The sequence below is a fragment of the Listeria ivanovii subsp. londoniensis genome, from assembly GCF_000763495.1.
GTDB classification, from domain to species: domain Bacteria; phylum Bacillota; class Bacilli; order Lactobacillales; family Listeriaceae; genus Listeria; species Listeria londoniensis.
In genome coordinates this window covers 1,834,090-1,859,096 of sequence record NZ_CP009576.1, presented here as the reverse complement: position 1 = coordinate 1,859,096, position 25,007 = coordinate 1,834,090, and the positions used below count along the sequence as shown (strand labels likewise).

General features: G+C 37.9%; 23 protein-coding genes and 2 other annotated features. Of the genes, 18 read left to right on the top strand and 5 right to left on the bottom strand.

Going from position 1 to position 25,007, the window contains the following annotated elements:
- The first annotated feature begins 12 nt into the window (after window positions 1-12).
- Both JL53_RS09060 and JL53_RS09055 read left to right on the top strand, forming a co-directional pair.
- Window positions 13-594 carry a DNA-3-methyladenine glycosylase I gene (locus JL53_RS09060; RefSeq protein ID WP_003719937.1) on the top strand — a complete coding sequence of 194 codons (582 nt, stop codon included), beginning with the start codon at window positions 13-15 and terminating at the stop codon, window positions 592-594.
- On the top strand, window positions 591-1,565 hold the full coding sequence (locus tag JL53_RS09055; RefSeq protein ID WP_003719936.1) for a S66 family peptidase: 975 nt from the start codon (window positions 591-593) through the stop codon (window positions 1,563-1,565). Before JL53_RS09060 ends, JL53_RS09055 begins: the two co-directional genes overlap by 4 nt.
- A 103-nt stretch (window positions 1,566-1,668) precedes the next feature.
- Here JL53_RS09055 and JL53_RS09050 read toward each other — a convergent pair whose 3' ends face one another.
- From JL53_RS09050 to lap, 4 genes are all read right to left on the bottom strand, one after another.
- Window positions 1,669-2,727, bottom strand: a complete 1,059-nt coding sequence (locus JL53_RS09050; protein ID WP_038407447.1) for an ABC transporter permease — start codon at window positions 2,725-2,727, stop codon at window positions 1,669-1,671.
- Window positions 2,724-3,644, bottom strand: a complete 921-nt coding sequence (locus JL53_RS09045) for an ABC transporter ATP-binding protein (RefSeq protein WP_038407446.1) — start codon at window positions 3,642-3,644, stop codon at window positions 2,724-2,726. Before JL53_RS09045 ends, JL53_RS09050 begins: the two co-directional genes overlap by 4 nt.
- An 81-nt stretch (window positions 3,645-3,725) precedes the next feature.
- The gene (locus JL53_RS09040; RefSeq protein ID WP_038407445.1) at window positions 3,726-4,154 is read right to left on the bottom strand and encodes a VOC family protein; all 429 of its coding nucleotides are present in this window, start codon (window positions 4,152-4,154) and stop codon (window positions 3,726-3,728) included.
- Between the two features lie 124 nt (window positions 4,155-4,278).
- On the bottom strand, window positions 4,279-6,879 hold the full coding sequence (gene lap, locus JL53_RS09035) for an adhesion-mediating acetaldehyde/alcohol dehydrogenase LAP (RefSeq protein WP_003719932.1): 2,601 nt from the start codon (window positions 6,877-6,879) through the stop codon (window positions 4,279-4,281).
- A gap of 502 nt (window positions 6,880-7,381) precedes the next feature.
- Window positions 7,382-7,624: a binding site (T-box leader), on the top strand.
- Between the two features lie 47 nt (window positions 7,625-7,671).
- Window positions 7,672-7,898: a binding site (T-box leader), on the top strand.
- Window positions 7,899-7,962: 64 nt separating this feature from the next.
- Between lap and trpE the strand changes: the two genes are divergently transcribed.
- The 11 genes from trpE (at window position 7,963) to JL53_RS08980 (ending at window position 18,848) form a co-directional block, all read left to right on the top strand.
- Complete coding sequence (gene trpE, locus JL53_RS09030; protein WP_003719931.1) at window positions 7,963-9,327, top strand: anthranilate synthase component I; 1,365 nt, start codon at window positions 7,963-7,965, stop codon at window positions 9,325-9,327.
- Window positions 9,324-9,929, top strand: coding sequence for an anthranilate synthase component II (locus JL53_RS09025; RefSeq protein ID WP_003719930.1), 606 nt, complete (start codon window positions 9,324-9,326; stop codon window positions 9,927-9,929). Before trpE ends, JL53_RS09025 begins: the two co-directional genes overlap by 4 nt.
- On the top strand, window positions 9,901-10,920 hold the full coding sequence (gene trpD, locus JL53_RS09020) for an anthranilate phosphoribosyltransferase (RefSeq protein WP_038407444.1): 1,020 nt from the start codon (window positions 9,901-9,903) through the stop codon (window positions 10,918-10,920). Before JL53_RS09025 ends, trpD begins: the two co-directional genes overlap by 29 nt.
- Window positions 10,917-11,675: an indole-3-glycerol phosphate synthase TrpC gene (gene trpC, locus JL53_RS09015; protein ID WP_003719928.1), complete on the top strand. Its 759-nt coding sequence runs from the start codon at window positions 10,917-10,919 to the stop codon at window positions 11,673-11,675. Before trpD ends, trpC begins: the two co-directional genes overlap by 4 nt.
- Window positions 11,672-12,286 (top strand): phosphoribosylanthranilate isomerase, encoded by a 615-nt coding sequence (locus JL53_RS09010; protein ID WP_003719927.1) that lies wholly within the window; start codon window positions 11,672-11,674, stop codon window positions 12,284-12,286. Before trpC ends, JL53_RS09010 begins: the two co-directional genes overlap by 4 nt.
- The gene (gene trpB, locus JL53_RS09005; protein ID WP_003719926.1) at window positions 12,283-13,485 is read left to right on the top strand and encodes a tryptophan synthase subunit beta; all 1,203 of its coding nucleotides are present in this window, start codon (window positions 12,283-12,285) and stop codon (window positions 13,483-13,485) included. Before JL53_RS09010 ends, trpB begins: the two co-directional genes overlap by 4 nt.
- On the top strand, window positions 13,478-14,254 hold the full coding sequence (trpA, locus tag JL53_RS09000; RefSeq protein ID WP_003719925.1) for a tryptophan synthase subunit alpha: 777 nt from the start codon (window positions 13,478-13,480) through the stop codon (window positions 14,252-14,254). Before trpB ends, trpA begins: the two co-directional genes overlap by 8 nt.
- Window positions 14,255-14,324: 70 nt before the next feature.
- Window positions 14,325-14,762 carry a hypothetical protein gene (locus JL53_RS08995; protein ID WP_003719924.1) on the top strand — a complete coding sequence of 146 codons (438 nt, stop codon included), beginning with the start codon at window positions 14,325-14,327 and terminating at the stop codon, window positions 14,760-14,762.
- 82 nt (window positions 14,763-14,844) lie between these two features.
- The gene (locus JL53_RS08990) at window positions 14,845-16,458 is read left to right on the top strand and encodes a putative polysaccharide biosynthesis protein (RefSeq protein ID WP_038407443.1); all 1,614 of its coding nucleotides are present in this window, start codon (window positions 14,845-14,847) and stop codon (window positions 16,456-16,458) included.
- 110 nt (window positions 16,459-16,568) lie between these two features.
- A complete protein-coding gene (locus tag JL53_RS08985) occupies window positions 16,569-18,182 on the top strand; it encodes a putative polysaccharide biosynthesis protein (RefSeq protein WP_003719922.1) in 1,614 nt (537 codons plus the stop codon).
- A 9-nt stretch (window positions 18,183-18,191) separates the two neighbouring features.
- Window positions 18,192-18,848, top strand: a complete 657-nt coding sequence (locus JL53_RS08980; protein WP_038407442.1) for a phosphatase PAP2 family protein — start codon at window positions 18,192-18,194, stop codon at window positions 18,846-18,848.
- A gap of 37 nt (window positions 18,849-18,885) precedes the next feature.
- Here the strand turns inward: JL53_RS08980 and JL53_RS08975 are convergent, their stop codons facing one another.
- Entirely contained in the window at window positions 18,886-19,716 is an 831-nt protein-coding gene (locus JL53_RS08975; protein ID WP_038407441.1) for an NAD(P)H-hydrate dehydratase, read from the bottom strand.
- Between the two features lie 104 nt (window positions 19,717-19,820).
- On the opposite strand from JL53_RS08975, the gene JL53_RS08970 reads away from it, so the two are divergent.
- The 5 genes from JL53_RS08970 (at window position 19,821) to mdrM (ending at window position 24,846) form a co-directional block, all read left to right on the top strand.
- On the top strand, window positions 19,821-20,234 hold the full coding sequence (locus tag JL53_RS08970) for an NUDIX hydrolase (protein WP_003719919.1): 414 nt from the start codon (window positions 19,821-19,823) through the stop codon (window positions 20,232-20,234).
- 71 nt (window positions 20,235-20,305) lie between these two features.
- Complete coding sequence (gene pepV, locus JL53_RS08965) at window positions 20,306-21,718, top strand: dipeptidase PepV (protein WP_003719918.1); 1,413 nt, start codon at window positions 20,306-20,308, stop codon at window positions 21,716-21,718.
- Window positions 21,719-21,830: 112 nt separating this feature from the next.
- Complete coding sequence (dat, locus tag JL53_RS08960; RefSeq protein ID WP_003719917.1) at window positions 21,831-22,700, top strand: D-amino-acid transaminase; 870 nt, start codon at window positions 21,831-21,833, stop codon at window positions 22,698-22,700.
- Between the two features lie 224 nt (window positions 22,701-22,924).
- Window positions 22,925-23,365 (top strand): MarR family winged helix-turn-helix transcriptional regulator, encoded by a 441-nt coding sequence (locus JL53_RS08955; protein ID WP_038407440.1) that lies wholly within the window; start codon window positions 22,925-22,927, stop codon window positions 23,363-23,365.
- Window positions 23,362-24,846, top strand: coding sequence for a multidrug efflux MFS transporter MdrM (gene mdrM / locus JL53_RS08950; RefSeq protein ID WP_074673919.1), 1,485 nt, complete (start codon window positions 23,362-23,364; stop codon window positions 24,844-24,846). Before JL53_RS08955 ends, mdrM begins: the two co-directional genes overlap by 4 nt.
- The last annotated feature ends 161 nt before the right edge of the window (window positions 24,847-25,007 follow it).

Here is a 25,007-nt window from a genome sequence, read left to right as displayed (position 1 = left end):
GAGGAAGTTAATTTGCCTGAAGAATTACGTTGCCCGTGGTCTATTAATGATCCATTTGAACTGGAATACCACGACAAAGAGTGGTGTGTCCCTAGCACGGATGATACTTATTTATTTGAAATGCTCAACTTAGAAGGAGCCCAAGCTGGTCTTTCTTGGAAATTAATTTTACATAAAAGAAAAGCCTATCAAGAAGCTTTTTTTGGTTTTGATATTGCTAAATGTGCGAATTTAACTGATGAACAATTAGCAGAAATTACTGCAAAAGCTGCAATCATTAAAAATCGGCTAAAAGTCAAGGCTGTTCGAACAAATGCAATAGCCACTCAAAAGGTTCAAGCAGAATTTGGCACATTTGCAGATTATATTTGGAGCTTTACAAATAACAAACGAATTATCAATAAATGGGACAGTGTAAATTCTGTACCAGCTAGCAATGAATTATCCGAAAAAATGAGTAAAGATTTAAAAAAACGTGGCTTTAAATTTGTTGGTCCAGTTATTATTTATTCTTATCTTCAAGCGATTGGTATGGTAGATGATCATTTAATTACCTGTCCATTCCATACGATTCATCGGGAGGAGAGACGATGATTCCAGCTAAATTAAAACAAGGGGATGAAATTCGTGTTATTGCACCAAGCCGTTCGATGAGTATTATAGTGGATAATCAAATAAAATTAGCAGAGAAAAGGTTAAATGAATTAGGTTTCATCGTGAGTTTTGGGGAACACGTGTTAGAAACAGATTGCATGTTGAGTTCTAGTATTCATTCTCGTGTATCTGATATTCATGAAGCATTTAATGATAGCAATGTAAAGGCAATTTTGACTGTGATTGGTGGATTTAATAGTAATCAATTATTGCCATATCTAGATTATGAATTAATATCCGAGAATCCAAAAATTCTTTGTGGATTCTCGGATATTACCGCACTGGCAACGGCCATTTACACGCAAACAGAACTAGTTACTTACTCTGGCGCTCATTTCTCTACTTTTTCGATGGAGCGGGGACTTGACTATACGATAGAATCATTTCAAGCATGCCTAACACAAACGGAAGCTTATCTTTTTAAGGAAAGTGATTTTTGGAGTGATGATCTGTGGTATCTTGATCAACAAAATAGAGATTTTATACCAAATACTGGCTTATCCGTCGTACATCACGGTGAGGCTGAGGGTACGCTGCTTGGTGGTAATTTATGCACGCTTAATTTATTACAGGGAACCGAATTTATGCCTAATCTAAAAGATACAATTTTATTTTTAGAAGACGATGAGCAAACAACTCCGGAACTTTTTGATCGCAACTTAGAATCGCTTCTTAGTCAGCCAGGTGCAGACGAAATAAAAGGTTTAGTCATTGGCCGTTTCCAAAATAAATCTGCTGTCACGGAAGAGCAACTAAGCTATATCATCCAGACAAAACCTGCGCTGCATAATATTCCGGTTATCACGGGGGCGGATTTTGGACACACCCAACCAAACGCTACTTTTCCAATTGGTGGAACAGTCAAAATAGCTACCAATCAAGCAGCTAAAATTTATATTGTAAAACATTAAAATGAACGATGGAAGTAACATATAAGCTTTAATGAGAACAGATAGCTACTAATAATATTGACAAAAATGGACCACCTATCTACAAATTAGGTGGTCCATTTTTTTAACTTAGTGCTACATCACGTTTTTTAAAGATGAAGAAAGTGAAGAATAGTATAATCGCAGTATAAACGCCAAGTCCTGCGATAATTTGCCAGTCTGCCAAATTACCAGCAATCTCTGTACCACCAACTGTGTCATTCAGACTAAGTAAGTTGAAGAGAATCCATTTCATCCATTCATATTTCTCAATGGCAATTGGAAGTAGTTGGCGGATAATACCACCAGAGAATAAAATCCCAACTCCAACACCAACAGCAAGCGCTTGTGAGCGAACCACCGAGGAGAAGAAGAAGGCGATTGTTGCATATACTATCATTAATAAAAAGTTTGTTCCAAGCATTGTCCAAGCAAAAGTCCAAGCCGTCATTGCACCTGTTTCAGGAGCGAGTGGCATAAAAATAGATTGCGACGGTAAAATGAAGGAGAAAATAAAGCCTGATAAAAATAAGGTGATTGAGCTAATGATACTATATAAAATACAAACTAGATATTTTGAAAATAAAATCTGACTTCTTGAATAGGGACGAGTCAGTAATAATTTTATGGTACCAGCTGAAAACTCTGTAGCTACAATCATACTTGCAACAATAACAACGAGCATCGTTGCCACAGCAGCAGAATTTCCAAGAGTTGCAAAGAAGTTAGCGCTTGATATACCAGTGGAGTTATTTACTGGTTTTTCACCTGCATCTACATAAGGTTGGTAAAAATCTATTTGTTTTTGTAATGATTCTTTTTCTGCTTTAGAACTAGCCGCTTTTTCTTGCTGTTTTAAGTAGGCTAAGGAATCTGTTAGGGAAAGGGTTTCTGTTTTATAAGTGGGATTTCCATCTTTATCAACAGAGTTCCAGTAATCATCTTCACTAACAGGGGCTCCACTCGTGTCATAATAAACATTAATGCCAGCTCCACTTGCTTCAGTGCTCCCGCTGTCAATGCGGCTAACGAAAAGCATTAGGACAGCCAATATTAGTACAATAAGAAATAAGACAATTTGCATAATCCAACTTGATTTACGTAAGAATAATTTATAAAATTCATTTTTCACTAAAGCAATCATGCATTTTCACCTCCGTTTTTTGTTAACTCTAGGAACCTTTCCTCAAGGGAGGCTTGCATTGGAATCATTTCTAATAAATCGATATCTGCTTGAATTAAAGCACGAGCAATTAAATAAATATCTTCATGTGTGACTTCAATTTTAAATAAATTATCTTTTTCAGCGATTATTTTGACTGGTAAATTATGTAGTACTGCTTTTGCTGCTACTGGATTGGTGACTTTAAGTTTATAAACAGCGATATTATTTTCTAGTAAGTCACTCATTTTTTCTGTGTGAGTTAGCACGCCTTTATTGATGATTGCGAACCGATCTGTAATCTGCTGAATTTCGCTAAGTAGGTGACTAGAGATTAAAACAGCTGTTCCGTTGGTTGCTAAATCACGTATTAGACTTCTAAATTCTGCCATACCCTGTGGATCAAGTCCGTTAGTAGGCTCATCTAGAATAAGGAGGGCAGGACTATGAATAAGCGCTTGAGCAACACCTAAACGTTGACGCATACCAAGAGAATAGGTTTTAACTTTCTGATCAATTGCACCAGTTAATTTGACAAGTTCAACGATTTCTCGAATATGCTCATCTGTAATTGGTTTTTGACTCATCCGTGCAAATTGTTTTAAATTGTTCCATCCAGACATATACATATAAAACTCTGGATTTTCAATAATGGAACCAACTTCTGAAATTGCTGCTTTAAAATCGGTATCAACATTTATTCCATTAATAAAAACAGTTCCTTCCGTACGACGAATTAGACCAACAATCGAACGAATAATAGTGGTTTTTCCAGCGCCATTAGGGCCTAACAAACCAAATACTTCACCCTTTTGAATATCAAAGCTGATATCTTTAACAAGGGCTTTTTGTCCAACTTTCTTTGTGACATGTTCTAATTGTAAAACAGTTTCACTCATGAACTCACTCCTTTAATTTATCTACTATAAAGTATACTTATTTATAGTACTAATTACATTCGACTCAAGGACGGAAAAGTATCAGACTTTAGTTGTAGTCTGCTTTTCGAAGCTAAGATGCCAATGGATGCTATAATGATCAATTAGTTGGCAATATTTACTACCCCCATAGATTTCTTGGATGGGGATTTCGATTGTACCAGTTTTTGATAGTAGCGCAAAAGCATGGACAAAACTTTCCTCTGTGTCAAAAATTACTGCAACAGAAAGCCGGTTACCTGCATCTGTTTCATCATCTAATGTGTCGGAAAAATAGAATAAATCGTTTGTATCTTTGGTTAGTCTTGCATGAAGAATTCGCTCTCCTAAAAATTTGTCACCAGAAAATCCTTCCATTTCATGAAAATAACGTGTATTGGTAATTTCAGCTTGGAAAACTTTTTTATAAAATTCAAGGGCAACACCCGCTTCTCCATTAAAAGTAAGGTAGGGGATGACTGTTTGTGTCATTGTTATCAACTCCATTCAAAAACTATTATACTCATTTCTATATTAAAGCGAAAGCGCAAGCCCTGGGATGGACTTGCGCCTTCTTCTAACTTTTTTATATTAATAGTGGACAAGTTAGCTAGTTTCATACACCTTTGTAAGCTTCTAGGTAGATTTCTTTTAGTTCGCTTACAAGTGGTTGTTTAGGGTTGGCAGTAGTACATTGGTCCATGAATGCGCGATCTGCAAGTGTATCTACAACAGCATCCAAGTCTTTTTTAGCAACATTTTGTCCTTTAAGACTCATGTCGATACCAACGTCTTTACCAAGTTTGATGATTTCATCTACAAGTGATTTAACGCCTTCTTCTGTAGTTGCAGCAGGGAAGCCGATAATACGAGAGATACGAGCATAATCTTCATCTGCACGGAAGCTTTCATATCTTGGGAATAACGCATGTTTTCTAGGTTTAAGTGCGTTATAACGGATAACATGTGGCATAAGGATGGCATTCGCACGACCATGAGGAATGTGGAATTCAGGTCCGATTTTGTGTGCCAAACTATGGTTAATTCCAAGGAAAGCATTGGCAAACGCCATACCAGCCAGGGCAGAAGCGTTATGCATTTTTTCGCGTGCATCAGGATCACCCTTAAGAACGGAATCACGTAGGTTTTCAAATACAAGTTCGATTGCTCGGATAGATAAACCACGAGTATAATCACTTGCCATTACAGAAACATAGGATTCAATTGCGTGAGTTAGAACGTCCATACCAGTATCAGCAGTGATATGTGCTGGAACAGTTGTTACGTATTGTGCATCGACAATCGCAACGTCTGGAGTTAGTTCATAGTCAGCAAGAGGGTATTTAATGTTATTTTCTTTATCCGTAATAACCGCGAAAGGAGTTACTTCAGATCCAGTACCACTTGTTGTTGGAATCGCAACAAATTTCGCTTTTCCACCAAGTTTAGGATATTTGAAAGTACGTTTACGGATATCTAAGAATTTTTGTTTTAGTCCGAAGAAAGAAGCTTCTGGGTGTTCATAGAATAACCACATACCTTTAGCAGCATCCATTGCTGAACCACCACCAAGAGCGATAATTGTATCAGGTTTGAAGTCTTTCATTAATTCGGCACCTTTATAAACAGTTACATCAGATGGATCGGGTTCAACGTCAGCAAATACTTGGTAAGATACGTCGTTGCCACGTTTTTTCAAATGTTCGATTACAACATCAACATATTTGAATTGAACCATTCCTGGGTCAGTTACGATAAATACACGTTCAACGCCTTCCATTTTTTGAAGGTATTGAGTGGAATATTTTTCAAAGAAGATTTTTGGTGGAAGTTTGAACCATTGCATATTATTTCTCCGATCCGCGATACGTTTAACGTTCAGCAAGTTAGTCGCACTTACATTTTGTGATACAGAGTTTTTACCATAAGATCCACAACCAAGAGTTAGGGAAGGGATGAAGCCGTTATAAATGTCACCGATACCGCCTTGAGCGCTTGGTGCGTTTACAATGATACGACAAGCTTTCATACGAATACCAAATGCTTTTTGAACTTCTTTATCAGTGGAATGAATAACTGCAGAGTGTCCAAGTCCTCCGTATACTAGCATTTCTTCACAACGATCGAATGCTTCTGTTTGGTTAGCTGCTTCGATAAATGCAAGAACTGGGCTAAGTTTTTCATGAGATAGTGGATATTTGTCGCCAACACCTTTAATTTCAGCAACAAGAATTTTTGTATCTTCTGGAACTTTAAAACCGGCTTGGTTAGCAATCCATGCAGGGGATTTACCAACTACATCTGGATTAAGTGTTCCTTTTTCAGGGTTGATTACGTAGCTTTCTAATTTCTTGAATTCAGCGCCTTTAACGAAGTAGCATTTATTTGCTTCCATTTCTGCTTTTACTTCTTTGGCTACTTCTTTGTCCACGATAACTGCTTGTTCAGAAGCACAAATCATACCTTGGTCAAAAGATTTAGAAAGAATAATGTCATTTACAGAACGTTTGATTTTAGCTGTTTTGTCAATGTAAGCTGGTACGTTACCTGGGCCAACACCTAGTGCCGGTTTACCAGTTGAGTATGCTGATTTAACCATTCCAGCACCACCAGTTGCAAGAACTAAGGCAACTTTTTCATGGTTCATTAATTGTTTTGTTGCTTCTAGGGAAGGTTTTTCTACCCATTGAATACAATGTTCTGGTGCTCCAGCTGCGATTGCTGCATCGTAGACAACTTTTGCTGCTGCAGATGAACAACCTTGTGCGCTTGGATGGAAAGCAAAGATAATTGGGTTACGAGTTTTAATAGCGATAATTGCTTTGAATAGAGTAGTGGAGGTAGGGTTTGTTACAGGTGTAACTCCGGCAACCACACCAACTGGTTCAGCAATTTCGATAACGCCTGTTTGCACGTCTTCATTAATAACACCAACTGTTTTGTTGTTTTTAATGTTGTTCCAAATATATTCTGTTGCGAAGATGTTTTTAATACATTTATCTTCGTATAGTCCACGTCCAGTTTCTTCTACTGCTAATTTTGCAAGGGGCATATGTTGGTCAAGTCCGGCAAGCGCCATCGCATGTACGATATTGTCTACTTGTTCTTGATCGTAATTTTCAAATGCTTTCAATGCTTTTTGTCCATTGTCTGCTAATCTGTCAATCACTTTTTGAACTTCTAATACTTCTTGGGCCGCATTTTCTTTAATTGCCATTTTCCAGAACCTCCTAATATTTGTTTGGGACTCGAAATGTCCATAGTAGACTTTTGACGTCCCTGATAATCCAAAAAAATTTAGCTTGTTGCTTTGCTGTATTCTTTTGTTTTATTTGATTACACCGTTAGTATAAGCCATCAGAAAAAGTTTGTCCAGTGTTTCACGTGAAAATATTCACAAATAGGTGAAAATGAGTGAATAGTCCTTTGGAAAAATATGTTTTTAGTTATTTAGATGTAGATGGCGTGAGAGGTTTTATCATAAATATTTAAGTGTAATATCATCTTTAACTCTTTGGTAATTATATATTTATCATCTAAATCGTAATTTCATTAAACAGAAATATTGTCATGGTTTTGTAATGGGGCTCAAGGGTTAGAAGTGATAGTTCTTTTTTCTTATTTGTTTATTAGGAACATTTTTACTTTGCTTTTATAAAAAGTGATTTTATTTTCTTGACTTTCCTTTTGTTCTTATGTAAGATGAAGACAAGTAAAAAATGATAGCTATGATGAAGAGTAAGTAACATGATGAAAGTTTTGAGAGAGCTGACGGGTGGTGTGAGTCAGTAGCGGACATGATGTGAATGGACTTCTGAGCTCTCGGCCAAACGGGATTTCCTTAGTAGGTTGCAGCGATTAGGCCTTATCGTTACACAAGGCGCCCATTCGGAAGTTGGATGGATTAAGTGAACTGTTTTTACAGTTAATCAAGGTGGTACCACGGGTCTCTCGTCCTTGTCTAGTATATTTGCTAGGCTTGGAGAGAGATCCTTTTTTAATTTTATAAATGAAAGCATCAAACAAGAATAGTACTTTCTCATTAATTTTAAAGAGAGTTAGCGTGTGGTGGAAGCTAACAAATTGGTGAATTAGGAATGGGCCTTGTGCGTGATACCTTGAAACAAGTAGTAGGGGTAAACGGGAGCTCCCGTTATCGAGCAGCTGAATCAATCAGCACTGAGATAGGAGTTTTTCTCCTAACATGAGGTGGCACCGCGATAACTCGTCCTCTGAAAAAGCATCATTTTGCGCTTTTTCAGAGGGCTTTTTTAGTTTCATTAGGAGGGGAATGGATTAGATGAGAAAATTCAAAAAAATGGATGCCGATACGTTAACAGCGATATTAGCATTTCAAAGGTTAGAAGGGCAAGGAAAGAGCTTACTAGAAGGAGCAGCAAAAGATGCGGATGCAGGGCGCTATTCTATCATTGCTGTAAATCCTGTCCATGAAATAAAAGTCTATCAAAATGATTACTATTTAGATGGAAAACATAAAAAGGTAGCAGATCCTTTAAAAGAGATGGAAACATTTATTCAGAAAGCGAAAGTAAATGAGATAGAATTACCACTGGATTCGGGTGCAATTGGCTATGTTGGTTACGATGTGATTGCTTTATATGAAGAACTAGGTACCATTCCAACAGAAAACCGTGACATGCCTGATATTCGTTTTTATGTATATGAAACTTTTGTTATTATCGATCATCAGGCAGAAGAGTTGATATTAGTGCAAGACAATTGCTACTCCGGCAGATCAGAGGCAGAACTAGAGGAAGCTCTTCAACAAATGGAGCAGCAACTAATAACACCTAAAAAAAGAGAGCACGATCCGGTATATGTAGCGAAAATGACTTATAAAAGTAATTATACAAAGCAAGAATATATTGATTTAGTACAACAAGCAAAAAAATATATTCAAGAGGGAGACCTTTTTCAAGTAGTCCTTTCGCAACGGCTTGAAGCAGATTTTACCATTTCTCCGTTTGATTATTACCGGAAGTTGCGTTTGCTGAACCCGTCTCCATATCTTTATTTTATTGATTTTGGGGATACCGTTTTAATTGGTTCATCACCTGAAAGTTTGATTAAAACAAAAGGTCAGCGAGTCATTACCAATCCAATCGCGGGAACAAGAAAGCGCGGGGCTACAAAACAAGAAGATGAACAACTTTCTGCGGAATTATTAGCGGATGAAAAAGAACTGGCAGAGCACCGGATGTTAGTAGATTTAGGTAGAAATGACATTGGAAAAATTGCAGTAACTGGCTCTGTAGAAGTACCGGTTTACCTAATGATTGAAAGGTACCGTTTCTTAATGCATCTTGTTTCAGTAGTAGAAGGAACTTTAAAACCGGAGCTCACAGCAATAGATGCGCTTCGGTCCACACTCCCAGCCGGAACCGTGAGTGGTGCACCAAAAATCAGAGCAATGCAGCGAATTTATGAATGGGAAAATGTGAAACGTGGACCTTATGCGGGTGCAGTTGGCTATTTAACTAAAAATGGTGACTCGGACTTTGCTCTTTCGATTAGAACGATGGTGGTACATGCTGGAAAAGCTTATGTTCAGGCTGGTGCAGGAATTGTTTATGATTCGGATCCAGAAAGTGAGTATTTAGAGACGTTGCAAAAAGCAAAAGCACTTTTGGAGGTGGGAGAATGATTTTACTAGTTGATAATTATGATTCGTTTACTTTTAATTTAGAGCAGTACTTAGCAGAATATTGCGAGGTTGTAGTGAAACGTAATGATGCACCTGATTTATTGGAAGTTGCAGGCCAAGCAGATGGAATCGTTCTTTCACCTGGACCTGGTAAGCCAGGTGATGCAGGTCTTCTAGAAACAGTTGTAACAAACTTTGCCAAACAAAAGCCATTACTTGGAATTTGTTTAGGCCACCAAGCGATTGGCGAAGTGTTTGGCGGAGAAGTAAAACAAGCCGAAAAAATTAGACATGGTAAAGTATCAACTATGCGGCAAACAGCAGGGGCTATTTTTGCGGGTTTACCTAAAGAAATGCCTATTATGCGCTATCATTCTTTAATAGTAGATAAAAAAACTTTGCCAAATGTTCTAGAGGTATTAGCAGTTGCGACGGATGATCAGGAAGTGATGGCGATGAAGTTGAAAAATTATCCGGTTTACGGGTTGCAATTTCATCCAGAGTCGATTGGGACAGTGGATGGAAAACAAATGATTAAGAATTTCGTTACAATAGTGGAAAGGGTGGATGGAAATGGAAAACTTATTACACAAAATATATGACCAACAAAACTTATCTAAAGAAGAAATGAATATGGTAGCAATAGAAATTTTTGAAGGACGACTTTCAAAAATTAAAATAGCAGCATTTTTAATGGCACTTAAAAATAAAGGCGAAACCGCAGAAGAAATGGCTGGGATTGCTGAAGCGATGCAAAAAGTAGCTATTCAAGTAGAATTTAAAGCAGGAACAGCGATGGACAATTGTGGAACTGGTGGCGATAAATCTAATAGTTTTAACATAAGCACTACTTCGGCTTTTGTGCTTGCAGCTGCAGGTATTCCTGTAGCGAAACATGGTAATAGAAGCATTTCCAGCCGTTCTGGTAGCGCAGATGTTTGCCAGGAATTAGGAATTGATATTAATATGCGCCCTGAAGATATGACTTACTTACTTGAAAATGTTGGCATTGCTTTTTTATTTGCCCCCCATGTCCACCCGAATATGAAATATGTTATGGATGTGAGAAAAGAACTGGGAACCCCAACTATTTTTAATTTAATTGGACCATTAACCAATCCTGTGCATCTGGAAACACAATTAATGGGTATTTATCGCCGTGATTTGATTGGACAAACGGCCGAAGTATTAGGACAACTTGGCCGAAAACGCGCATTAGTTCTTAATGGTGCTGGTTTTATGGATGAAGCTTCTCTAGCTGGTGAAAATCATTACGCTTTATATGAAAATGGTTCGGTTAGTCTTTATACATTAAATCCAATGGAAGTTGGTTTAGATATTTATCCACTAGATACTATCCGTGGCGGGGATGCAAAAGAAAATGCGGAAATCTTGCGACGTGTACTTGACGGCGAAAAGGGGCCTTATCTTGATACCGTGCTATTAAACGCAGGTTTTGGCTTGTTTGCAAATGGAAAAGTAGAAACAGTGAGAAATGGCGTCGATCTAGCACGTGATTTAATCGAAAGTGGCGCTGCCAAACAGAAATTAACAGATCTAATCATTTTTCAAAAAGAGGTGCTAACAAAATGACATTTTTAGAAGAAATTTTAGCACAAAAAGCTTTAGAAGTTGCCGAGATACCAAAAGAAAAGTTGTTAAACAAACGCGAAACTTATTCGTTTTATGAGTTTTTAAAAGCCAATACGAAGGAAATGCAATTAATTTCAGAGGTGAAACGAGCCTCCCCATCAAAAGGAGAAATAAATATGGGGGTAAATCCGGTTACCCAAGCAAAGGCTTATGAAGCAGCAGGTGCTGGGATGATTTCTGTATTGACAGATCCCATTTTTTTTAAAGGATCAATAGAAGATTTGCGAGAAGTTGCTCAAAATGTGACTATTCCAGTGTTATGTAAGGACTTTATTATTAGCGAAAAACAATTAATTCGTGCCAGAAATGCTGGTGCAACAGTGGTATTACTAATTATTTCGGCGTTAGACTTGGAAACACTTAAAGCACTTTTTAATAAGGCTTTATCCCTTGATTTAGAAGTATTAGTCGAAGTACATGATGCGGAAGAGTTAGCTATCGCACAAAAAATTGGTGCGCAATTAATTGGAATCAACAATCGGAATTTGCATACATTTGAAGTGGACATTGCGGTGAGTGAGATGCTTGTGGAAGGATTTATTACGGATGCTTGTTTTATTAGTGAGTCAGGATTTAGGGATGCAAGCGATGTCGCACGAGTGAAAAAACACTATAATGCTGTTCTTGTCGGAGAAGCGCTTATGCGAGAAAAGACACCAGAATTAGCAGCAAGAAAGTTGAAGGTGGCACGATGATAGTAAAAATTTGTGGTTTAAAAAAAGCGGCTGATGTACAAGCGGCAGTCAATAATGGAGCAGACATGATTGGTTTTGTTTTTGCTAAAAGTAGAAGACAGGTTTCTATTGAAGAAGCCCAACAATTAGCTCAACAAATTCCTGCTTCTGTTAAAAAAGTTGGGGTTTTCGTCAATCCAACTGAGGAAGAATTAATCGAAGCAATCCAAAAAGTTCCGTTAGATATCGTTCAGCTCCATGGACAAGAATCTCCGGAGCAAGCAAATCGAACAGATGTAGAGGTAATAAAGGCCTTTCCAGTTAAAAATGGAGAACTTCCAAATAATATAAAGGATTATCCGCATGCTTATATACTACTTGATGCGCCTGCTCTGGAATATGAAGGTGGAAGCGGAAAAACATTTGATTGGGAAAAAATAAATGCTAACTTACTTACAAACAAAAAATTAATTATAGCAGGCGGGCTGAATAATACGAATGTAACAGAAGCCATTGCTCGTTTTGCGCCATTCGCGGTAGATATCTCTTCGGGAGTGGAAACAGCAGGAGAAAAAGATCCAGAAAAAATTAAAAAATTCATTAAAATAGCAAAAGGAGACGATGTATTATGAATTACAAGGCCCCTGATGAAAATGGCTTTTACGGAAGATTTGGCGGGAAATTTGTACCCGAAACATTGATGAAAGCAATAAAAGAGCTAGAAGAAGCCTATAAAGTTTCTAAAACGAATCCAGCTTTTCAAAAAGAATTAAACTACTATTTAAAAGAATATGTCGGTCGAGAAACACCGCTTTATTTTGCAGAACAATTAACCGCACATGCAGGTGGAGCAAAGATTTATTTGAAACGAGAGGACTTAAACCATACTGGTGCGCACAAAATCAATAACACTATCGGCCAAGCATTGTTAGCAAGACAAATGGGTAAACAAAAAGTAGTTGCAGAAACCGGAGCTGGACAACATGGTGTTGCAACTGCAACGGTAGCAGCACTATTCAATATGGAATGTACTATTTTTATGGGAGAAGAAGATGTGAAACGACAATCGCTTAATGTGTTCAGAATGGAACTACTTGGCGCAAAAGTAGTAAGTGTCAAAGCGGGAAGTCGAACGCTCAAAGATGCAGTAAATGAAGCATTACGATTCTGGGTGGCAAATGTAGAAGATACTCATTATATTATGGGTTCTGTTCTCGGACCACATCCATTTCCAGAAATTGTTCGCGATTATCAAAGTGTTATCGGAACTGAAGCGCGGAAACAACATTTAGAAGCGGAAGGAAAACTACCAGAAGCAATTGTTGCTTGTGTAGGCGGGGGAAGTAATGCAATGGGATTATTCTATCCTTTTGTAGAAGATAAAGCGGTTCAGATGTACGGGGTTGAAGCAGCTGGGTGTGGTCTCGAGACAGAATTCCATGCTGCGACGATTACGAAAGGAGAAATCGGTATTTTACACGGTGCGATGATGGATGTTTTACAAGATGAAAATGGTCAAATTCTCGAAGCATTTTCCATTTCGGCAGGACTAGACTACCCAGGAATCGGACCAGAACACAGTTTTTTTCGAGATATTGGTCGGGCTGAATACCATTCTGTAACAGATGATGAGGCAGTAGAAGCTTTTCAATTATTATGTCGTACGGAAGGAATTATCCCAGCACTAGAAAGCTCCCATGCGATTAGCTATGCAGTAAAACTAGCTGCTTCAATGCGTCCAGAAGAAAGCATGATTGTATGTTTATCTGGACGCGGCGACAAAGACGTTAATCAATTAAAAGAACGGTTGGAGGGGAAAAAGAATGACTAAAACATTAACGGAAAAAATCACTAAAAACCCAGAGAATCCTGCCATTGTTACTTATATTATGGGCGGAGATGGTGGTTTAGAACATTTAGAAGAGCAGTTACTATTCCTAGAAGAATCAGGAGTGAGTGCGATTGAAATTGGAATTCCTTTTTCTGATCCAGTAGCAGATGGTCCGGTTATTCAACTGGCTGGTTTGCGCGCTCTAAAAGAAAAAATTAGTTTGGAAGCAATTTTAACACAATTAGCTACAAGCAAAGTTCAAATTCCACTAATTATTATGAGCTATATTAATCCAATTTTTCATTTAGGCATTCCTAAGTTTGTCGAATTGCTTCAAGAAACGCCGGTTAAAGGGCTCATTATTCCCGATTTACCATATGAACATCAAAATCTCATCACCCCGGAAATCAATGGCACGGATATTGCACTCATCCCTCTTGTATCACTCACTAGTCCAAAAGAACGACTCGCGGAAATTGCTGAACAAGCAGAAGGATTTATTTATGCGGTAACTGTCAATGGGACGACGGGAGTTAGAAGTGAATTTGATACACATATTGATGAGCATTTAGCTTATTTAAAAAGTATTAGCCCGGTTCCGGTACTAGCAGGATTTGGTGTTTCATCAATAGCACATGTAGAAAAATTTGCGGCGATTTGTGATGGTGTTATTATCGGGAGTAAAGTGGTTCAAATGCTACATGATAAAAAGAAAACAGAGCTTGGGAACTTTTTACAAAAGGCAGCAAACGTTCCTAGCGAAATATAAATACTACTTACAATTTCTCTTTAAATATGGTAAAGTCTGGTGTATAGATTGATAAAGAGGAGTTGTAGGAATGTCTGTTGAAGTAAAACCAGAACATGCTAGAATGCTGAATAACACCAAAAATATCACCTTGGGAATTGCAATCATATCAACTATCCAAGCTATTTTAAGTACTATTTCGATTGTAAGTCTTTTTTCATTACAACAAAAAAAAGAAGTGCTTGCAAATGCAAGTGTAACTGCTCTTATCCAAAATACGATAATGACAACTACGATTATGGCAGTAGTGGGTGTTGCAATTACAATTATGCTATTTCTATCTTTTGTTAAACTTAGGAAGGGTATTATTGTCACTCCATTAGTTTATTATTTTTACGTTGCATTCACTATTTTAGGGATTATTTTATCACTGATTAATACAGGAATGAACTTTATTTCTCTTATATTACCAGCAGTGCTACTTGCTTTGAGTGTATCTTGTATTTTAAATCTCAGAAGAATGAAATAAAAGTAGCCATTGCGTGATTTTTACATATTAAACATAAAAAGATAGACTTTAAAGAAAAAAATCAATAGAGGTAATATAAATTATGAGTTCAAAATTAATGCGAGGAACGGCCGTGTTGACAGCAGGAACTTTGCTGTCTAAAATATTAGGAATCCTTTATGTGATACCATTTTACTGGATAGCAGGTGGGGAAGAAGCGACTATTCTCTATCAATATGGTTATGTACCTTACCAAATATTCTTAAATATTGCGACAGCCGGTGTTCCGCTTGCAGTTGCCAAGTACATCTCAAAATATAATTCATTAAATGAATATGCACTAAGTCAAAGATTGTATAAATCAAGTAGCTATTTAATGCTTTTTACAGGAATTGCTAGTTTTTTAGTGATGTATATTTTTGCTCCCGTTTTAGCAGGAATGCAAGAAGTCAGCGGGGGAACTAGCATAGAAGATATTACTAGCGTGATTCGGGCGGTTAGTTTTGCGCTACTTATAATTCCGGTGATGAGTTTACTGCGCGGTTATTTCCAAGGATTTCATTCGATGGGACCGTCTGCTGTATCACAAGTTATTGAGCAAGTAGCGAGAATTGTGTTTTTACTTGCTAGTACCTATATAGTATTACATTTAATTGGCGGTACGCTTGTAACAGCAATGAGTTTAGCTACTTTTGCGGCTTTTGTTGGAGCCTTCTTTAGTTTGATTTGCCTTATTTGGTATTATAGAAAACGGCGACCAGGAATTCAAAAATTGATTGAAACAAGTGATAATCGTTTGCAAGTGTCGACGCTTCATTTGCTAAAAGAAATTTCGATATCAGCTATTCCTTTTATCATTGTTGGTATGGCAATGTCACTTTATCAACAAATTGATTTATTTACATTTGCTCGAGTGTTGACTTATGACGGAATGGCTGGAAAAGCAGCAGAAGACTTATTGTCGATATTTAACTTTTCGGTTCAAAAAATCATCATGATTCCTGGGACATTAGCTCTCGCATTTTCTATGACACTTGTACCTTTAGTAGCTGCTTCTTTTAATAAGGGAAAGATGCGAGAAGTACACCATTATTTAACCGCTGTTTTTCAAGTATTACTATTTCTTGTTGTACCAGCTTGCTTAGGAATTGCCTTACTAGCCGATCCGCTTTATACGATTTTTTATGGACACAATGCTGACGGGGCGATGTTACTTAGCTTTTTTGCTCCATTCGCTATTTTCTTTTCTTTATTTAGTGTCACGGCGGCTATTTTGCAAGGAATTGATGAACAGCGCTATACGGTACTTAGTTTATTGCTAGGTCTATTAACGAAATCAGTGTTACAAATGCCACTTATTTTACTTCTTGGTGCAAAAGGTGGTGCACTTGCAACGGGTCTTGGTTACATTGTTTCTGTTGCCTTTACTATTTGTATCATTAAAAAGTATGCGAATTATTCCTTTAAATACATTATTCGCCGTCTTCTGTTGATTTTAGCAATAAGCTTTGTGATGTTGGCGGTTGTTTGGCTCGTCTATCACGGCTTAGCTTTATTTTTAAATCCAGAGGCAAGATTTCCTGCTTTGATTATCGTTATTATCTCTGCTGGACTAGGAGCTTATATTTACGCATTTTTAGCTGCGAAGGCTGGCTTGCTTGACTATATTCTTGGTGATCGGATGCAAAAAATTCGTCAGAAACTTCATTTGAGTTAAATGTTTTGTGAAGAACAAGCCAATATTTATTTAGGTTTGTTCTTTTTTTTTAAAACAGATAATGGTAAAGTAAACAAGGATGTATAATTTAATGTAAAGGAAGTTAGACGATGGGTTCAAAACTGCTCAGAGGAACTTTTATTCTGACACTAGGAACATTAATTTCTAAAGTGCTTGGAATATTGTACGTGATTCCGTTTTATGCGATTATTGGAGGAGATGAACCAGCACTTCTATATAATTTTGGCTATGTACCGTATCAATTATTCTTAAGTGTTGCAACTGCTGGGATACCACTTGCTGTTGCAAAATATATAGCAAAATATAATGCCATGGAAGAATATGCGGTAGGACGACGTTTGTTTAGAACGGGCGTTTACTTAATGATTTTCTCAGGGATTGTTTGTTTCTTAGCGATGTACGGCCTTGCACCAACACTTGCTAAGATGCAACAACTCGAAGGCGGCTATAGTTTAGAAGATGGGATTCAGGTTATACGAGCTGTAAGTTTTGCCTTACTTATCATTCCAGTCATGAGCTTGTTACGCGGATTTTTCCAAGGTTATAATTCGATGGGACCTTCTGCTGTATCTCAAGTATTAGAGCAAGTTGTTCGGATTATGTTCTTGCTATCAGGGACATTTATTGTGATGTATGTGCTTGACGGCAATGTTGTTACTGCAGTTAGTGTAGCGACATTCTCAGCATTTGTTGGTGCTTTCGCTAGTCTGATTTTATTGCTTTGGTATTTTTATAAACGAAAACCAGGACTTGACCGGATGCTTTTAGAAGACCGTGGAACAGTAAATATTTCTATCCCTACACTTTATAAAGATATAATTTTATCAGCGATTCCTTTTATTATTGTTGGATCGGCTACTTCGCTTTATCAATTAATTGACCAATTTACGTTAGGCCGTGTACTTGAATATATTGGAATAACGCCAGAGATGGTTAATTCTTATGTAGCAATCATTAACTTTGATGTGCAAAAACTAATTATGATTCCAGGGACACTCGCGATTGCATTTTCGATGGCACTTGTTCCGTTAGTCACTGGAGCTTATGTTCGAAGAGAATATGCTCAAGTAAAAAGACAATTGAATGACGTTTTCCAAATCTTATTATTCCTAACCATTCCAGCTTGTTTTGGAATTGCTATGCTTGCTCGGCCGCTGTTTACGGTGTTTTTTGCGCCAAGTAATGATGGAACAGAACTTTTGCAATTATTTGCGCCAATTGCCGTTTTATTTTCGCTATTCAGCGTTTCGGCGGCGGTGCTTCAAGGGATTGATGAACAACGCTTTACCGTACTTGGTTTATTATTAGGGTTGCTTACAAAATCGGTGTTACAAATGCCGCTTATTCTGTTGTTTGAAGCAAAAGGGTCGATTCTTGCAACGGGAGCTGGCTATGCTGTTTCATGTGTTTTCATGTTAATGATTATTAAAAAATATGTTCGTTTTTCCTTCAAAGTCATTTTGCGACGAACGGTACTGTTCTTCGGAATGACTGCAGTGATGGGGGGTGTGGTTATTTGCCTTTATTTGGGACTAGCTAACTTTATTAGTCCAAACCATAAAATGTCTGCCTTTTTGTTGACAGCGATTTGTGGAGGAATTGGTGCGATTTTTTACGGTTATATGGCATTCAAGCTGCACTTGTCCGACAAATTGTTTGGACCACGCGGAACGAGATTGCGACAAAAATTAAGAATACGCTAGGAGGATTTTATGAAAAAAACACCATTTATTATTAGCGGTATAGGTCTTCTTGGCTTTATTCTTTTTATGTCAGGAGTTATGTCTAAGGCAAATTGGATACACACATTTGATAATTACTGGAACAGTGTTATTCGAGTTGGGATTACAGATACCAAAACAACGATTATTTCTTACTTAACGGATATTGGTGGCGTAGCAACAATTTGTATTTTAACGGTGGTGGTTGTTATTTGCTTACTGTTGCTACGAAAAATTGATATTGCTATTTGGTTTGGTATTACAGTGTTGGTTGGCGGCGCGCTGATTCCATCTATTATTAAAAATATCGTCCAACGTCCTAGACCAACTTTTAAGCTTATTGAACAAGGGGGTTTTAGTTTTCCGAGCGGTCATGCAACAGGTTCGACTGTTTTTTACGGCATGCTTGCTTTTTTCTTGATTCTTTATGTGAGTAAAAGATGGATACAAATAATGATTGCGATTTTAGCACTTTCGATTGTCATCTTCGTGATGTACTCCCGTGAATATCTCGGTGTTCATTTTCCAAGTGATGTAGTTGCTGGATTTTTAATCGGAAATGGAGTCGTATTCTGTTCAATTGGTTGTTACTTCCTTTGGGGTGAGAAACTAGCATTGTGGGCTAAACGATTTAAAAAAGTAGCATAAAAGAAGCAACTTCCAATAAATGGAGGTTGCTTCTTTTTTAAGCATGTTCGTCTGTTTCGCTAAAAATTTTCAAATAAGTTGGTAGTTCTTCGGCGATTTCTGTTGGAAGTACGACATAGCGTTTCTTCGCGAGAATCTCTCCAATATAGCTATGGAGAAAAACAGCAGCAAGAGTGCCGATAATTGGTTTTTCTGTTTGCGCCATTAAACCACAAATTGTTCCTGCGAGTGTATCGCCCATTCCACCTGTTGCCATTGCGGGAGTTCCATAAATATTTTGCCATGCCGATTCGTCAGCATACACTTTTGTACGATGCCCTTTTAGTACAAGTGTGGCATCTAGCGTGCTTGCGATTTCGGTAGTTGTTTGTGCTTCAGGGGCTAGCGCTTTTAGTCGCTCCCATTCCCCAGCATGTGGTGTAAAAGTTAAACCAGCAGCTGGATGAGGGGTGTCTCCTTTGGCATAAATCGTAATGCCATCGCCATCGATAATTATTTGTTGCTTGTCGGTAGCTTTTTGTAGCACTAATCGAAAAATTTCTTCCGCATGAGCATTTAGGCCAAGACCTGGGCCAATTAAAATGGTATCAAACTGGCTAATCTGCTCACTTAAACTAGTGACATTTTCATAATCAATAAACATACATTCTGGAATACGTGTTTGCAAGGCAGGTCGGTTAACGCTATCTGAGGCAACCGTAGTTAAGCCAGCCCCGCTTTTGACACAGGCTTCTGCTGCCATGATAGCAGCGCCACCAAATTGTTTATTACCAGCGACAATTAACACGCGACCATAATCTCCCTTATGTGTTTCATCTTCCCGTTTAGGAATCCAAGCGCACATTGCTTTTGGTGTAATCTTTTTCACTTTTGTGAAACCTCCTTATGACACTGGCTTTTATCTACCGAACCGGGTAAAATAAAGAACAGATAAATCATGTTTATCTTAAATGATAAGGAGGCTTTTGTAAAATGAAACCTATATATCCTGCCGTAAAAGCAGTCATCGTAAAAGACGGAAAATTTCTTGCGCTTAAAAAGAAAGGCGTAGAAGGAGAGGTTTTTGAACTTCCGGGTGGTCGGATGAATTATGGTGAAACGCACGGAGAAGCACTTTTTAGAGAAGTTTATGAAGAAACCAAATTACAAGTCCAACCGTTTATTTTGTATGATACATGGGAATTTTTTCATGAGGAATACCAAATTACTGGGGTTATTTATTTAGTAGAGTTGCCAGAAGAAGGAGAAATCGTACTATCTGATGAACACGAGGAATATCGCTTTTTGCCACTTGAAAAGGATAGTTTACAAATGATGGATATTGTTTTCGCCTCACGCATGGAACGCTGGGATATGGAAGCGATTAAAGGTTTTATGAGAAAATAAGGAGTTCCGGCTTCCAAGCAGCGTGAAAACAGTTTACAATGGAGAAGATAAGTTAGAAGGAGGGAATATTGATGACAGAAATTAATTGGCAAAAAGAAGTGGAATCACGTAAAGACGATTTCCTAGAAGATTTAAAAGGGTTACTTCGCATTCCAAGTGTTCGCGATGACAGTAAAAAAACAGAAGATGCTCCGTTTGGTCCTGATGTTAAGCGTGCGCTCGATTATATGATGGAACTTGGTAAAAAAGACGGATTTGCAACAAAAGAGGTTGGCAACGTTGCTGGACATCTTGAATATGGTCAAGGAGAAGAGTTAGTTGGTGTTTTAGGACATGTCGATGTTGTTCCTGTTGGGGATGGTTGGACAAACGGACCATTCGAACCAACTTTACGTGATGGAAAACTTTATGCTCGTGGTGTTGCAGACGATAAAGGCCCAACAATTGCTGGTTACTACGCTCTAAAAATTATTAAAGAGTTAGGTTTGCCACTTTCTCGTCGTGTACGAATCATCGTTGGTTCTGATGAAGAAAGCGGTATGAGCTGTGTGGAGCGTTATTTCGAAACAGAAGAACAACCAACACTCGGTTTTGTTCCTGATGCCGAATTCCCGATTATTCACGCGGAAAAAGGTATTTCTGAATTAGATGTATCTTTTAAAGACGGAGAAGCAAGCGGAGAAGCAGCATTTCGTTTACTAAGCTTTGAGTCTGGTGAACGTTACAACATGGTACCAGATCATGCTAGTGCCATCATCGAAAACGTGAAAGACTTTGACAAACTAACAAGTACTTTCAAAACTTTCTTGGCTAACCACCCAGTAGAAGGTACGTTAGAAGAAGATGGTAAAACAGTTAAAATTAACATGGTTGGAAAATCTGCTCATGCAATGGAACCAAACAATGGAATCAATGCGGGTCTTCATTTAGTAGCTTTCCTAGGTAAATTTAAATTAACTGGGGCTGCAAATGATTTCGTTACCTTTGGGCGTGATTATCTGTTTGGTGATTCTCGTGCTGTGAAACTTGGCATAAGCTACGAAGATAAAGAAAGTGGAGAATTAACGATGAATGTTGGCGTTATCCGTTATGATGTAGCAGAAGGCGGTAAATTCGGGCTTAATTTCCGTTACCCAGTTACTGCAAACATGGATAAACTTAAAAATAAAATGCAAACTGTTGTCTATGAATACAATGCTCAATATACACATTACAGTGATTCCAAACCACTTTTTGTACCAAAAGATCACCCGCTTATTCAAACCTTGCAAGAAGTTTATACGAAACAAACAGGGGAAGAAGCAACACTACTTGCTATTGGTGGCGGAACTTATGCACGTCATATGGAAACTGGTGTTGCGTTCGGCGCACTTTTCCCAGGCCGCGAAGATACGATGCACCAAAAAGACGAATTCAGTTATTTTGATGATTTGTTAAAAGCGACAGCAATTTATGCAGAAGCACTTTACAAATTAGCAAAGTAAGAGGTATAATTGAAAAAATTAACTGCTGCAAAGCTTAGTTTTGCGGCAGTTTCTCTATTTAATTAAGTTTTTAGATAGTTCCAACAAATTAACTAGCAAGGAGTGTCTTGAGATGAAAGTATTAGTAAATAACCATTTAGTGGAAAGAGAAGATGCCACCGTAGACGTGGAAGACCGCGGATATCAATTTGGAGACGGGGTATATGAAGTTGTTCGTTTGTATAATGGTAAATTTTTTACATATGATGAACATATCGAACGTTTATATGCTAGCGCTGCAAAAATTGATTTAGTTATTCCGTATTCCAAAGAAGAACTACGTAATTTAATTGAAGAGTTAGTGGAGGTAAATGATATTCATACAGGAAATGTTTATTTACAAGTAACTCGTGGCGTCCAAAATCCTCGCAACCATGTGATTCCAGATGATTTCCCATTAGAAGGTGTTTTGACTGCTGCGGCTCGAGAGGTTCCTAGAAATGAAAAACAATTTATCGAAGGCGGAACAGCGATTACAGAAGAAGATGTACGCTGGTTACGTTGTGACATTAAAAGTTTAAGCTTACTTGGAAACATTATGGCCAAAAATAAAGCACATCAACAAGATGCTTTAGAAGCTATTTTACACCGCGGTGAACAGGTTACCGAATGTTCCGCATCTAATGTTTCTATCATTAAAGATGGTGTACTTTGGACACATGCAGCTGATAATTTAATTTTAAACGGAATCACTCGTCAAGTCATTTTAGAGGTTGCTAGAAAAAATGGTATCCCAGTCCGAGAAGCAGATTTTACACTAACTGATCTTCGAGAAGCAGATGAAGTGTTTATTTCTAGCACAACAATTGAAATTACGCCGATTACGCATATTGATGGCGTACAAGTAGGTGACGGAAAACGCGGTCCAATTACCGAGCAACTTCATGGCTATTTTGTAGAAGAAATTGTTCGCTCATGCGGTGAATTAGTATTAGCTAAATAAATTAAGATGAAAGCCTTCCTTTTTGAGGAGGCTTTTTTTGTAAGAAACAACATATGTAAAAAATTATATAACTTTTATTTTTGTTGCAGGACCTTAATGACCGCGCTTTCAATCGGAATAACTCGAATTTGAGACATTGACAAATATTCTTCAAGGTGTATAATTCAAAAGGCTAATAGTTCGCATACGAAACATTTGGTAGCGAACAGTACGGAGGGGAAGTAATGGAAGAAAAGTTAGTGAAAGAGGTTATTTTCTCTTTTCGCGAAGTGCAACGAAAAACGCATCATGTGTTAGCGGAAGAAGCGGCTAACAGAGAAATCACGACCACGCAATTACTAGCAATTAGAGAGTTACAACGAGAATCTGAACTTACGCTTGGGGAACTTGCGGACCGGATGAAGCTCGGAAAAAGTACTGTATCTGGAATTGTTGATCGACTGGTAAAAGCAGGTTTTTTAAAACGCACACGCAATGAAAGTAACCGCCGTGCGCTGAGCTTAGCACTCACTGAAAAAGGGGCAACAAAAGCGGCAGAAACGTATCATGTTTTCTTCAACCGTTTAGAACCCATTTTAGAAATCGGTGAAGAAAAACTTCAAGCAATGTTAGAAACGCATCAAGAGATAATTGCTATTTTAAAAAGGGAAGGTGCACGAGATTGAATATGAAAGCAGCAAGTACATCAGTAAAGCGTAACGGTATTCTTATAGTTATGCTAATGGGCGCCTTTGTTACGATTCTCAACCAAACGTTAATGAATGTCGCGTTACCGAGTATTATGAAAGATTTTGGTATTACAGCTAGCCAAGGACAATGGCTATCAACTGGATTTATGTTAGTTAATGGTGTCATGATTCCGATGACCGCATTTTTAATTGAACGATTTACCACACGTCAACTGTACTTATTTGCGATGGTTACTTTTGCAATCGGGACTGCGATTGGCGGATTTGCAACAGATTATACGATGTTAATTGCCGGACGAATGGTACAGGCTATTGGTGCTGGTATTGTCATGCCGCTATTAACGGTAGTAGTATTAAACTTATTCCCTATGGAACGACGTGGGCGAGCGATGGGCTTGATTGGTCTAGCGATGAACTTTGCCCCAGCAATTGGTCCGACACTTTCAGGTTGGATTGTGGAGCAATATGATTGGCGCAATTTATTCTTTATTATTATTCCTTTTGCGATTTTAGATATTATTGTAGCTATTTTCTTACTGAAGAATGTCGGCAAACGAACTTTCCCAAAACTAGATATACTAGGTGTCATTATGTCGACTGTCGGTTTTGGTAGTCTGTTACTAGGATTTAGTAACGCTGGGGATCATGCTTGGTTAACTTGGAAAGTAGCTGGATTTATTGTTCTTGGGCTAGTCGTGCTAGGACTGTTCATCCGTTATCAAACAAGCTCTAAAGCACCATTACTTAACTTTAGAGTATTTAAATATCCCACATTTGCACTGACAACTTCTATTAGTTTCTTTGTTGTAATGGGACTATTTGGTGGTATGCTATTACTACCAATTTTCTTGCAAACGGTTCGCGGATTTTCACCACTAGAGTCGGGTCTGGTACTTCTGCCGGGAGCGCTAGTTACCGCAGTACTCTCCCCAGTGACTGGAGTAATGTTTGACCGATTTGGCGCGAAGTATTTGTCGCTAGTAGGCTTGATTATTATGACAGGATCCACGTTTATGTTTACAAATTTAGATGAATCAACTACTTTAACGTACATTATTATCATTCAAACGATTCGTTCGGCAGGAATGGCGATGGTTATGATGCCGCTTCAAACAGCCGCACTCAACTCGCTACCACTTAATTTAGCTGCTCATGGTTCAGCAATGTTTAATACGATGAGGCAAGTAGCAGGTTCGATTGGAACGGCTGCCTTGATTACTGTTATGTCAAAAAGTGCAGCTAGTTTCGCGAGACATCTTGGACCAAACGACGTGATGGGTAAAACGAAAACGGAAATTGCCAATCATGTACTAATCCACGGTATTGAAACAGCCTTTTTAGTGGCAGGGATTCTTTCGGTGATTGCTTGTATTTTAGCGCTCTTTATCCAAAAAAATAATAGTGCTATGCCACCAATCGTTAAAAAAACAGAAGAAGTACAACAAGAAACAAACTGATTTAGATTTTTATAAATAAGGCATCACTTGTTTAATTCGTGTAACCGGAATTGAATAAGTGATCTTTTTTTTGAGATTTTTACATTTTTTTGAGAAGAAATTATCATTACGAACGTATGTTGACTTGACTAGAAGCGCTAAGAGAAGTAAAATCATGAATA